Source organism: Pseudomonas sp. 313, assembly GCF_000316965.1.
Taxonomy (GTDB): Bacteria; Pseudomonadota; Gammaproteobacteria; order Pseudomonadales; family Pseudomonadaceae; genus Chryseomonas; species Chryseomonas benzopyrenica.
On sequence record NZ_ANBZ01000047.1, the window covers coordinates 161,266 to 172,598 of the forward strand.

General features: G+C 63.5%; 16 protein-coding genes and 1 pseudogene. 5 read left to right on the plus strand and 12 right to left on the minus strand.

The genetic code is table 11. The features are described from left to right. Positions 1-10: 10 nt before the first annotated feature. On the minus strand, positions 11-937 hold the full coding sequence (gene tal / locus C722_RS0111225; protein WP_017640587.1) for a transaldolase: 927 nt from the start codon (positions 935-937) through the stop codon (positions 11-13). Positions 938-984: 47 nt separating this feature from the next. Continuing rightward, positions 985-1,995, minus strand: a complete 1,011-nt coding sequence (gene dusA, locus C722_RS0111230; protein ID WP_081594581.1) for a tRNA dihydrouridine(20/20a) synthase DusA — start codon at positions 1,993-1,995, stop codon at positions 985-987. A 102-nt stretch (positions 1,996-2,097) separates the two neighbouring features. Here dusA and C722_RS0111235 point away from each other — a divergent pair, with 102 nt between their 5' ends. Further along, positions 2,098-3,216: a tyrosine-type recombinase/integrase gene (locus C722_RS0111235; protein WP_026083788.1), complete on the plus strand. Its 1,119-nt coding sequence runs from the start codon at positions 2,098-2,100 to the stop codon at positions 3,214-3,216. Here C722_RS0111235 and C722_RS0111240 read toward each other — a convergent pair. The 10 genes from C722_RS0111240 to C722_RS25745 all read right to left on the minus strand — a co-directional run bounded on the left by C722_RS0111240 (position 3,213) and on the right by C722_RS25745 (position 9,281). Further along, positions 3,213-3,482 (minus strand): pyocin activator PrtN family protein, encoded by a 270-nt coding sequence (locus C722_RS0111240; RefSeq protein ID WP_017640590.1) that lies wholly within the window; start codon positions 3,480-3,482, stop codon positions 3,213-3,215. The genes C722_RS0111235 and C722_RS0111240 overlap by 4 nt on opposite strands. Continuing rightward, complete coding sequence (locus C722_RS0111245) at positions 3,479-3,724, minus strand: hypothetical protein (protein WP_017640591.1); 246 nt, start codon at positions 3,722-3,724, stop codon at positions 3,479-3,481. Before C722_RS0111245 ends, C722_RS0111240 begins: the two co-directional genes overlap by 4 nt. A gap of 128 nt (positions 3,725-3,852) precedes the next feature. Then, positions 3,853-4,443 carry a hypothetical protein gene (locus tag C722_RS0111250; protein ID WP_017640592.1) on the minus strand — a complete coding sequence of 197 codons (591 nt, stop codon included), beginning with the start codon at positions 4,441-4,443 and terminating at the stop codon, positions 3,853-3,855. A gap of 25 nt (positions 4,444-4,468) precedes the next feature. Continuing rightward, positions 4,469-7,186 carry a toprim domain-containing protein gene (locus C722_RS0111255; RefSeq protein WP_017640593.1) on the minus strand — a complete coding sequence of 906 codons (2,718 nt, stop codon included), beginning with the start codon at positions 7,184-7,186 and terminating at the stop codon, positions 4,469-4,471. Positions 7,187-7,188: 2 nt separating this feature from the next. Continuing rightward, positions 7,189-7,407 (minus strand): hypothetical protein, encoded by a 219-nt coding sequence (locus tag C722_RS0111260; protein WP_017640594.1) that lies wholly within the window; start codon positions 7,405-7,407, stop codon positions 7,189-7,191. Next, positions 7,407-7,649, minus strand: coding sequence for a hypothetical protein (locus C722_RS0111265; protein WP_017640595.1), 243 nt, complete (start codon positions 7,647-7,649; stop codon positions 7,407-7,409). Before C722_RS0111265 ends, C722_RS0111260 begins: the two co-directional genes overlap by 1 nt. A gap of 74 nt (positions 7,650-7,723) precedes the next feature. Continuing rightward, complete coding sequence (locus C722_RS0111270) at positions 7,724-8,083, minus strand: hypothetical protein (protein ID WP_017640596.1); 360 nt, start codon at positions 8,081-8,083, stop codon at positions 7,724-7,726. Continuing rightward, on the minus strand, positions 8,080-8,439 hold the full coding sequence (locus C722_RS0111275) for a hypothetical protein (RefSeq protein WP_017640597.1): 360 nt from the start codon (positions 8,437-8,439) through the stop codon (positions 8,080-8,082). The genes C722_RS0111270 and C722_RS0111275 overlap by 4 nt, the downstream gene beginning before the upstream one ends. A gap of 105 nt (positions 8,440-8,544) precedes the next feature. Beyond that, positions 8,545-9,027 carry a YmfL family putative regulatory protein gene (locus C722_RS0111280; RefSeq protein ID WP_017640598.1) on the minus strand — a complete coding sequence of 161 codons (483 nt, stop codon included), beginning with the start codon at positions 9,025-9,027 and terminating at the stop codon, positions 8,545-8,547. 29 nt (positions 9,028-9,056) lie between these two features. Further along, complete coding sequence (locus C722_RS25745) at positions 9,057-9,281, minus strand: DNA-binding protein (protein ID WP_017640599.1); 225 nt, start codon at positions 9,279-9,281, stop codon at positions 9,057-9,059. 83 nt (positions 9,282-9,364) lie between these two features. Between C722_RS25745 and C722_RS0111285 the strand changes: the two genes are divergently transcribed. The 4 genes and pseudogenes from C722_RS0111285 to C722_RS0111305 form a co-directional block, all read left to right on the plus strand. Continuing rightward, on the plus strand, positions 9,365-9,721 hold the full coding sequence (locus C722_RS0111285) for a helix-turn-helix domain-containing protein (protein WP_017640600.1): 357 nt from the start codon (positions 9,365-9,367) through the stop codon (positions 9,719-9,721). Positions 9,722-9,841: 120 nt separating this feature from the next. Further along, positions 9,842-10,303 (plus strand): DUF2511 domain-containing protein, encoded by a 462-nt coding sequence (locus C722_RS25440; RefSeq protein WP_017640601.1) that lies wholly within the window; start codon positions 9,842-9,844, stop codon positions 10,301-10,303. A 383-nt stretch (positions 10,304-10,686) separates the two neighbouring features. After that, positions 10,687-11,115 carry a hypothetical protein gene (locus C722_RS0111300; RefSeq protein WP_017640603.1) on the plus strand — a complete coding sequence of 143 codons (429 nt, stop codon included), beginning with the start codon at positions 10,687-10,689 and terminating at the stop codon, positions 11,113-11,115. Then, positions 11,112-11,333: pseudogene (locus C722_RS0111305) on the plus strand (DNA polymerase V subunit UmuC); the annotation flags it as partial. The gene C722_RS0111300 and the pseudogene C722_RS0111305, both read left to right, overlap by 4 nt.

An 11,333-nucleotide genomic window follows, 5' to 3' on the forward strand; every position in this document is an offset into this window, starting at 1 on the left:
ACGCTCTGGCTTAGCGCTTGCCGGGCAGCAGCACTTCCAGCTTTTCCTGATCCCGCGCGAACTGGCGAATGCCTTCGGCCAGCTTCTCGGTGGCCATGGCGTCTTCGTTGTGCGCCCAGCGGAAGGCAGCCTCGTTCAGCTGCTGCTTGGGTTCGCCACCGGTGCTGTAGGCGGTCAGTACGCGCGGCAGGTCGCCCTGGGCTTCCGACAGTTGCTGCAGCAGTTCGGGGCTGATGGTCAGGCGGTCGCAGCCGGCCAGCTGCTCGATCTGGTTCAGGTTGCGGAAGCTGGCACCCATCACCACGGTCTCGTAGCCATTGGCCTTGTAGTACTGGTAGATACGGGTCACGGACTTCACGCCCGGGTCTTCGGCGCCTTCGTAGTCACGGCCTTCGGCCTTCTTGTACCAGTCGTAGATGCGACCGACGAAGGGCGAGATCAGGAACACACCGGCGTCGGCGCAGGCCGCGGCCTGGGCGAAGGAGAACAGCAGGGTCAGGTTGGTCTGGATACCTTCCTTCTCCAGTTGCTCGGCAGCGCGGATGCCTTCCCAGGTGGAGGCGATCTTGATCAGTACGCGGTCCTTGCCAATGCCGGCCTTCTCGTACAGCTCGATCAGGCGATGGGCGCGATCTAGGGTGGCGCCGGTGTCGAAGGACAGGCGCGCGTCCACCTCGGTGGAGATGCGGCCGGGGATCAGCTTGAGGATCTCACCACCGACGGCGACGGCGAAGCGATCGCAGGCCAGGCCGATGTCACCGCCGGCGCCACTGAAGGCGGCTTGCAGGTGTTCTTCGTAGCGGGGCAGGGCAGCGGCCTTGAGCAGCAGCGAGGGATTGGTGGTGGCGTCGTAGGGCTTGAGGCGGGCGATGGCGTCCAGATCGCCGGTATCGGCGACGACCGTGGTGTATTGCTTGAGTTGTTCCAGCTTGCTCATGGCAGGTCTTTCCTTCGGTTAACGAATGGACATCGTGGAGACGTGACTCAGTGGCCTCTGAGAAGTTCAGTGGCCTCGTCATACAGGCGCAGCGGTTCAGGGCTGCGATGCAGATCGGTGGACAGCAGTTGCCGGAAGCGCCGCGCGCCGGGAAATCCCTGCGCCAGGCCCAGAACATGGCGGGTGACGTGGTGGATGAGACCACCCTGTTGCAGATGCGCCTCAACATAGGGCCGCAGCCGCAGCATGACCTCATGGCGAGTCAGTGGCGGACGGTCGCAACCGTAGAGCGCCGCGTCCACCTCGGCCAGCAGGTAGGGATTCTGGTAGGCCTCGCGACCCAGCATTACCCCATCGAAGACCTCCAGGTGCTCGCGACAGGTGTCCAGGGTCTTGAGGCCGCCATTCAGAATGAATTCGAGATCCGGGAAGTCCTGCACCAGCTGCGCGGCCACGTCGTAGCGCAGCGGTGGGATCTCGCGATTCTGCTTGGGTGACAGCCCTTCGAGGATGGCGATGCGCGCGTGCACGGTGAAGCTGCGGCAACCCGCGTCCGCGACCTGGCCGACGAAGTCCCGCAGCGCCTCGTAGCTGTCGCGCCCTGAGATGCCGATGCGGTGCTTGACCGTCACCGGGATGGCCACGGCATCGCGCATCGCCTTGACGCTGTCGGCCACCCGCTCGGGATAGGCCATCAGGCAGGCGCCGATCATGTTGTTCTGCACCCGGTCGCTGGGGCAACCAACGTTCAGGTTGATCTCGTCATACCCCGCCTGCTCACCCAGCCGCGCCGCTGCGGCCAGCTCGGCCGGCACGCTGCCGCCCAGCTGCAGCGCCAGGGGATGCTCGGTCTCGTCGTGCCGCAAGAACCGCTGGGCATCGCCATGCAGCAGGGCACCGGTGGTGACCATCTCGGTATAGAGCAGGGCATGCTGGGACAGCAGTCGGTGGAAATAACGGCAGTGACGATCCGTCCAGTCCATCATGGGCGCCACGGAAAAGCGGCGGGACGGCTCAGGGCGCGTGGTTTCTGGGTTTGAGGCGGTTTCGGCAAGCATCTCGGTACGTCTGTTCTAGGCTCGTTTTGCTACATTTCAGACGGTTTTTAGAGGTGCGTTGCTACAATGTAGCAATCGCAAACGGTCATGTAGCAAATCGAAATGGGGACGATAACGTCACGCCGCCGGAAGGATGGCAGCACGGGCTATACGGCCCAACTCCGCATCATGCGGGATGGAGTTCGAGTCTATCAGGAAAGCCAGACTTTCGACCGGAAGCAGACCGCGCAGGCGTGGCTGAAAAAGCGAGAAACTGAGCTTGCTCAGCCAGGTGCCTTGGAGCGTGCGAAGCGGAAGGGATCAACGGTCCAGCAGATGATCGCCCGCTATGTGGAGCAGTTTGGTACCACGCTCGGCCGGACCAAGGAGGCGACGTTGAAGGCCATTGGCGAGACGTGGCTCGGTGACCTTGATGACCGAGAACTCACCAGCCAGCGTCTGGTGGAATATGGCCAGTGGCGCATGGGGCCCGAAGGCGGTGGGGTGCAGGCGCAGACGGTAGGCAACGACCTTTCGCACCTAGCGGCCGTACTGTCGATCGCGCGGCCGGCGTGGGGCTATGAGATCGATCCGCACGCCATGGCCGATGCCCGGCGGGTGCTCAAGAAAATGGGCATGATCAGCAAGAGCAAAGAGCGCGATCGGCGTCCCGAGCCCGAGGAGCTGGATTTGCTGCTGGAGTACTTCTTCGAGATGCAGCGGCGCCGGCCGGCGTCGATCAACATGCCCAAGGTAATCGCATTCGCCATCTTCTCCACCCGCCGTCAGGAAGAGATCACCCGGATCCGCTGGGACGACGTGGACGAGCGCCGGCAGGCGGTGCTCGTGCGCGACATGAAGAACCCAGGGCAGAAGATCGGCAACCACGTCTGGTGCCACCTCCCAGACGAAGCCTGGGCCATCCTGCAGTCGATGCCGCGTGAGTGCGAGGAGATCTTTCCTTACAACGGTGATTCGATCTCTGCGTCGTTCACCAAGGCCTGCCAGTTTCTCGGCCTGCAGGATCTACGCTTCCACGACCTGCGGCACGATGGGGTCAGCCGGCTGTTCGAGATGGACTGGGACATTCCTCGCGTGGCCAGCGTCTCGGGCCATCGCGACTGGAATTCGATGCGGCGCTATACGCACCTGAAAGGCCAGGGCGATCCCTATGCGGGATGGCCCTGGCTGGAAAGGATCATCGCGGCGCCGGTGATGCTCGGCGCACGCGTCCCGCGCTAGCTTGCCCGGTTGTGCAGCTTGTCGTTCTCGCGGACAGCCCGCTCACGCTGCACGTCCAGGTAACGAGCTAGGTCCGTCAGGTGCACGCCCTGGGCGGCCTTCTGGCTGTTCTCGATCCGTACCAGCGGCAGGTCGATAACGCCGGCGACGATCTTGCTGCGGAGCTTTGTCGGAGTCAGGTGGCTGAAGTAGTCGGTGCAGAGGCGTTCCAGTGGAATGACTGCGACGCCCCCGTACTGAGCCATAAGTAAGAAAGTCGTATTCAATGGGCGCCTCCGGTGCGGTCCAGAGTTCGGTTAATGACATCGGCGTCCTGCTCTGTCAGCGCGCCGAGGGTGTTGGCCATGCTGGCCAGGGCGAGGAGGTGGATGCGATCGCCGCTGGAGCGGCTGACCTGGTAGCGGATGACCGCCTCGCCCAGCAGGGCGGTGGCCTGGCAGCGTTGCACCAGGGCCGGGTGGAGCGTGATAGGCTGAGCATTGCTACTGCGCTGGTTTACGTTAGGCATGATGTTTCTCCAGTGGTGGTGGTCGGCCTGGGCGAGTTGGCGCTCCCCAGGCCTCTTGCTTTCCGGCGTCCCTTCAGCGAATCCGGACCTTCTCTCCTCGATCACGAACAGTTGGACGCTCCCGGCCCTCAAGCTGCCTCCCGGTTGTAGTCGCGGCGGGCGGCGTCGTAGTGGCTGGGCAGGATCTCCTCAGCACCGTCGATCCAGCCGGCGCTGGGCTTGCCTGCGGCGACGTTGGCCAGGTGCTTGTCCTGGTCGATGCAGAAGCCCAGGCAGAAGTAGGCCGAGCCGTGCTGGGTGAAGAACAGGCCGCCGCTGAGCAGCAGGTTGCCGGTGTTCACGCCCAGGCGATCCCAGAACGCATGCACGTCGAGCGACGCCGGGCAGTGCTCCTGCCACAGCTGGACCAGACGCTGGTGCTCGACCTGGAGGGCTTCTCGCTCCGCCTTGGGCATGCCCTTGGCCGTCTTCGGCTTGACGCGCAGGCGGCGGAAGCCCCACTGATCAGGTCGGCACCAGTGGACGTCCAGCTCCTGGCCTCCCTTGAGCTTTATGCCGCCGGGCATGACGTCGGTCGTGGAGCGCAGCAGGGCGACCTCACCGCCGAAGGCCTCGCCCAGACGATCAGCAGCGAGCCGCAGGGCTTGGCGCTGGTTGAAGCAGTCCTGGACGATGGCGACGACTGCAGGGTCTGTGGAGCGGTAGTGGTATTGCTGCATGGTGTCTCTCCTTGGGGTGGGCGGATCAGGGCTTGAAGTGCCAGCACTTCACGTTGGGTTCTTTCTTCTCGCTCAGGGGGTTGCGCAGCATTTCGCGGGTGCGAATCGCACTGGACGTGGAAACGTTGATGCCCAGGAGCTTGTGCCGGCGGCAATCGGGCAGCATGCGGCGCAGGGTGTTGAGGTCCGGGATCTTCTGCTTGAACTCAGCGGCCTTCTCGGCGAACTGGTTGAGGTTGATGGCGATCAGCTCGTCGGGCTTCTTGGCGTGGTTGACCATGGCGTGGTCGCCGCGCGATTCCAGGTAGTCGTACACGGCCCAGAATTCGTCCAGCTCGGCTGGATCGGCGCTGATCGCGCTCTGGCGCTCCATGGCCATCTGCAGCAGCTGCTGATCACAGGCAGCCAGCTGGGTCTCGCTCAGCGGCAGGATCAGGGCCAGGCAGTCCACCAGGGCCAGGATCATGGCGTGGTTCTTCACCACCCGGGCCGAGCGCAGGGCGCTCATCTTGCGCAGCCGCTGGCGGTGGTGCGGATAGCGCTCGGCGAATAGGGCCATGACCTGGGGCTCGGCCTTGATGGCCTTGACCAGGAAGTGGCTCAGCTCCTCGATCTCCATCAGGTTGATGGCGTCCGCGGCCGCGCTGCTGGCCTCGGTGATCTTGGGCTTGGTGAAGTGCAGCTTCACGATCCGCGAGAGGATGGCTTCGTGGCCCGTAACCGGCGCGTTCTGGCTGATGACGATGGTCCCGCGGAAAGGCGGCTCGTAGGTTTCGTTGGTGTTGTTCTTGACGCCGCGGGTCCGCAGCAGACCGCCGCCGAAGAAGTCCTTCAGCTCGTCCCAGTCAAAGCTCTTGGTGTTGGCGGCATCGCTGTTGCGGTCGCCCTCGAGGAGCACGACCGGCATGCCGGCAACCTGGCCCATGGCGCGGCTGCGGCCAGAGGCCGAGCCCTTGGTCGGGTCGAAACCTTCGTAGTTGCGGCCGAACAGCTTCCAGATGAAGACCAGCAGGGTGGATTTGCCGGCGTCGGGCTCGCCAGTCACTTCCAGGAAGGGAAAGCTCTCGTACTGGCCGCGGATCTGCTCGGCGAAGAGGGAGCCGAACCAGTAGGTAAGGGTGATCAGGCCCTTGGCGCCGAAGCATAGCCAGAGCTTGGGCAACCAGTCTTCGCGGTAGCCGGTGCTATCGGGCTGCGCCTTGATCTTCAAGAGCGACGGGGACTTCACCCGGCGCTTGCCCAGCTCGAAGTAGTCCTCGCTGTTGGCCTTGACCACGTTGCCGTTGTGGCAGGCGATGTCGTTGAAAATGTAGGCCTGGTGGTCCTTGCTGTAGCCCATGAAGTCGATGGTCTCGACGGTCTTCACGCCCTCGGTTTGGGTGATGACGATCTGGTCCAGGTGCTTCTGGGTGCCGAGCCAGGTGGCGCCGGCGTGCAAGAGCTTGGCCTTGAATTCACCGCTCGAGGCCATCTGCTTGGGCGTGAAGGCCAGCTTCTCGGCCGGGCCGTCGTGGGGCGGGTTCACGCGGAGGTAGTACCAGGCCTCGCCGGTGGATTCGCTGATCTGCTTGTAGAGGGTCTCGAAGTTGCAGTTGGCCAGCAGCTTGAGCGAGCAGACGTTCTCCAAGGCGCGGCGGCGGGCGCTGTTTTCGTTGAGCATCCGGTCCTCGGGCTCGTCGCTGTCCAGGATGGCGCGCTGCTCTTCGTCCAGCTTGCTGAGGTCGAACTTGGCCCAGTACATGCGGTTGCCGAAGTCGAAGTAGAACTCGCTGCTCGCTTCCTCGAATCCGTAGATCCGCAGCGCTTTCTCCTTGGGGGAATCGGCCAGCAGCAGGGTGCCCTGGTGGTGGGCGATCTCCAGGTCGCGCTCAATGCGGTCTTTGCGCTTGTCCTCTTTCTCGAACATCCAGCGCTGGTGCAGATCGTTCCAGTCGACCTTGCGGCCACCTGGTTGCGGAATCTGAGCGGCTTCCTGGTTGCGATAGCCGAGGTCCTTGGCCAGGCGTACCCACTTGCGGATGTTCTCCCGGGCGGTCGGCTCGTTATCCAGGGCCCAGACCAGTTTCGGCAGCTTGGGGCCGCGGGTACGGGCCAGCTCCTTGAGGGCTTCCTCGGGGAAGGGCGCGCTCGACATCATGGAGACGGCGTGGATGCCGTGATGCAGCAGGGCGATGGCGTCGAAGATCCCTTCGACGATCCACAGCTCCTGGACCTGCAGCAGGTCGACGGTCGGCGGCACCCAGAGCTTGCCCTTGTAGCTCCAGGCCGGCTTGAAGCGGGCCTTCTTGCTGCCGAAGCGGTTCGGGCGATCGATCAGCCGTTCCCAGTAGCCGCCGGCGGGCATTTCAAAGCGCACGGTGGCCGAGCCGATGCCGAGGTCGCGGTCCCAGTAGTTCTCCTGGGTGTACCAGCCTTTGATCAGGCCCAGATCGAAGCCGCGGGCGAACTGGAGGTAGCCATCGGCACTGGCGGCCGGGGCGTCGTTGGTGGGCTTGAAGCGCTCGGACCAGTCCTCGAACAGGTCGCTATAGAGCTCCTTGACGTGCCAGGTCTGGCCACACTTCGCCTCGCGGCCGCACTTCACCACCCAGGGATTGGCGTGGCTGGTGTAGAGCTCGGTCTTGTGGCACGCCGGGCAGGTGCCCTTGCGCATGTAGTCCGTGCCGTTGATGTGCCGCAGGCCGAGGTCAGCCTCGAGGCGCTGCAGCACGTCGGCGCGGAGCTGGTGGTCCATTTGGTACATGCTCAGAACTCCGCCGCGCGGCCGGTACCGAGGTCGCGCACCAGGCGCAGATCGCTGCCCTCATGGCGTTCGGCGTCGGTGGCCAGGATGTTCAAGGCGCGGGCGAGCTCGCGCAGATCGGCGGGGGTCCAGAAGTCTTCCTTGCCCAGGGCGCCGTCATTGGAAACGACCAGAGGCTGGCCGGCGTTGCGGTGAAGGGTGACATCGAGCTGGCGGCGCATCAGTTGGCCTCCTGGGTGGCGAGCTGAGCGCGGATCAAGCGGGCGGTCTGGTCGGCGGCGAGCTGGGAGGGGAAGCGGCGGAGGATGGCGGCGCGGCGGTTGGTGACGTCCTCGATACGCACGTAGCGCGGCTCACCCCAGTGCTGCTGGACGGTGTAGTCGGCTCGGCCTTGAAGCCAGCGGGCGAAGGCTTCGGCGGCTTCGGCCGGCAGCTCGAGGTGGACTTTGAGGGTGTTCGGCATGATGTTTCTCGCTGCAAAAAGGCGCAGTTCACCCATACCCACGCAAGGCGGGCATGGATCAGGTATTCAGGGGCTTAGCGGGAGGCGTTCTGTCGCGTGCCGGGGTCTTCGTCGATCAGAGCGTCGAAGATTTCCACGACCGGAATGCAGTAGCGCAGGCCAGTGGCCGGATTGACCAAGACGACGACGTCGCCGGTGCTGGCATCGATGTCTAGGAAGCGGTGGCCCTTGAGGGCTTCGAGTTGATCACTGGCGCGGGCGACTAGGCGCTCGGCAGTGTGTTGGGGCACGCCCATCAGCTGCAGATGCGCGGCGGCTGCATCCTGCAGGGCTTGGCTGCGGCCGAGGTGCTTGGCTTCGTGGTTGCGCATGTAGGCCAGGGCAGCAGCCTGCATGGTGTCGAGGTAGTCGGCGGGGTGGTTGGTGGTGGTCACGATGCGATGTCCTCTCTGACGTGCTGCTGCTGGTCTTCGTCGATCTCGTCCTGGAGCAAGCTCAGCTGCTCTTCGCAGATGACCAAGTTGTTCTCGTACACCTTCTGCGCCATGGCGTTGAGGTGGCTGGTGCTGGGTGGTAACTCGCAAGCCGGCGCATTCGGCAATCCACTCGGGCTGGCCAGGTGGGTCAGCTCGGTGTGGGCATAAAACGACGCGCTGCAGGGCGCGAAGTGACACTGGAAAACCTGTTGCCGCAGGAATACGTGGGCAAACCAGCTGGTCCGGCAGACCAGGGGCGCACCGCAGAAGCAGCACCAGAACTGCCCCTTCTTCTGTTTCTTGAACAAAGCCATCTATCTTCCCTGCCGCCTGTGGCGGCTCCGGCCTGGCCGGTTTCTGGCGCTCCGCGCCGACTACGTGCCCGCTGTCCTGGCAGGCTTTCAGGGTTCGCCGTCTGGCTAGTGTTTTGGATCCGTTGCTTTAGCCGCGTGCAGCGTGATCACCGCCCAGACTTCTTCCTCACGCGCCGCCATATGCCGGCGATGCGCGCCGAGGATCTGCTCGATCTCCTTCGCATCGATGACGCCGTCCTCGAGCGCCTGGCCGATGATCTGGTCCACCAGCCCGCGCTTGACCGCGGTCTTCACCGAGCGGGCGTAGAGGTCTAGGTTGTCCAGGTCGCCGATCTCGGCCTGGCGCACGAAAAAGCCGCCGTACTGAGAGGCCAGGTAGTCCACCAGGTGGGTGGTGCCGGTCTCCTGCTCGAGCAGCAGGATCTGGGCATCACTCAGCGGGCGGCAACCAGCGGTTTCGTAGGCGTGGTTATCGAACTTCTTGAGCGGCAAGCCGAGGCGTGCTGCGGCGCACTCGCGACCACCTGGGTAAGCGCAGATCACGGCACTGATGACCTGGCGGCGGGTTTCTAGGGCGGGGCGTTTCATCTTCCAGTATCTCCCTGGGCCGGATGGCCCTATCGTTCCGCCACAGGTGAGGTCTCGCCGTCCTTGATGCCGAGCAATACGGCAGCACGGTGCGACTCGCCTCGCAGGCACTTTTTCTGGCCGTTGAGCACCGCGTATACCGTGCTCGGGGTCAGTCCGTTCTGTTGCGCCCATTCCTTGGCACTCAACCCGAGACGCTTCAGGCGGTCGCGTGCAGCGTCACAAGCTTGCTCTGTTGGGTATCCGTTCGGCATAGTTCGGCTTCGTGTGATTACGTGTGGTTTCGTGTGAATTCGCCGCTAGTGTTTCCCTATATACGGGGAGTGTCAAGGGTCTAATGGACGATATGTTGGGAATTGGGTCTCGGCTGCGGGAGGAGCGACTCCGCCTCGGTCCCAACCAGACGGATTTTGGCGCTTCCCTAGAGGTTGGGAAAAACACCCAGTACGCCTACGAAAAAGGGGAAAGAGCGCCTGATGCGCTCTATCTTCTGAAGGCAAAACGTCTCGGCATCGACATTTGGTACGTGATGACTGGCGATCGAATGCCCGCCCTTGAAGCTGCACTGTCGGATGACGAGCGAGAGCTCGTTACCTATTTCCGGGGAATGTCTGAAATCAGCAAAGACGCCGCGCGCCGCATGGCCTTCGCCCTGGCTGCAGCAGACGGCGCACTGGATTCCGGCAAGGCGTAGGCCCTGTCGGCCCCGGCCATGGGGGCCGGGAAGCATGGATTCCACAAGGAGTAGTTCCATGACCCATCACCATCGCTCGCTCGCGAGTTGCCTCCCTGCCTCCTTTTCAGGAGGTGTCGCATGGCGCTGACGCCCTGTAAGACCTGTAGCCACCAGGTGGCGCCGACGGCCAAGGTTTGCCCTGGTTGCGGGGTAAAGAATCCAGGTATCCGTCTGAAGCACTACTTCTACGGTCTGGTGTTCATCACGGTCGCAGGTTGGTTTTTCATCAAGGTTCTGGGTGCGCCGTCCACTGCACATGGCGAGAAGATCACGGCAGAAGAGTACGGCCAGGAATGGCCATTTACCGTGCCTGCCGTGCTGCTGGACTGCGAGCCACCGGCGTATACCGTGGTGCGCGTTGGCGACACCACCTACGCCGTTAATGGATCAGCACGGTCCAAGGCAGCGAAGATGGGCTGGCGTGATTTGACCGAGATCTGGCGCGACGATCCGAAATCGGTTGGCACTGGCACGACCTGGAAAGTCCCACCACCTACGGAGATGATCCAGCGAGCGCTTGCCCGCTGTCCCAAGTCCTGATCTGCAAGCCCGGCCTCTACGCCGGGCTTTTCGTATTAAGTAACCCTCAAGGGTTGGCGACCTACGTCACAAAATGTACTGTATACAAATACAGTAATGTGAGGGTCATGCAACCATGGAGCAGGTGAGTTACACCCAGGCTGAGCCGCGACAACGTCGAGAAGACGCTACGCGCCTGGTGGAGGTCGAGCGAGAGATGCTCGATGCCTTCCGTCACCTTTCCAGCGCCGACCAAAGGCGCATCCTGCTTCTGACGCGCAGCCTGCGGTGGGCTGTCGGTCCCTTACCTCCTCGCTAGTAGACACCACTCGTCGCTTCGTCTGTTGACCTGTCTCTGAAGCCAGCACCTATACTGTTTAAATGTACAGTATCAAGGTGCCATCATGGACGCTTTTAAGACACGGGGTCGCAGACTCGCGCAGCTCGCGCTCTCCCAGGCGCGGCTGAGGATCACCGGCTTCCAGAGCCCGGCCGAGGATCACGCACAGCTGCCACTCTCGATCGATGAGGCGATCGGCTGGGGCGCACCCAACCTCTGGCTCTGGTTGGTGAACAGCGAGGCCCTTGCGGGGCTGAGCATCCACCAGGGGGATGTCCTGGTCGTGGACCGTGCCGCCGATGTCGAGCCCGGGCGCGCGGTGATCGTGGTGGCCGACTGTGAGCACCGGCTCTGCACGGTGCTGACCACCCAAGAGCGGCAGCAACTGCTGGCGACGATAGGGCGTGATGGCCACCCGCGGCCTCTCGACCTGGTCGGCGAAGTGGAGCTCTGGGGCGTGGTGGACTTCCTGATGCGAGACCTCCGGCCATGAGCGTCTACGCATTGATCGACTGCAACTCCTTCTACTGCAGCTGCGAGCGGCTGTTCCGACCAGAGCTGAACGGGCGGCCGGTGGTGGTGCTGTCGAACAACGATGGATGCGTCATTGCGAGAAGCCGCGAGGCGAAGGCCCTGGGCATCGGCATGGGCGTGCCGTACTTCCAGAATCGGGCCTTTCTGCGGCAGCACCACGTGGCCGTCTTCAGCTCC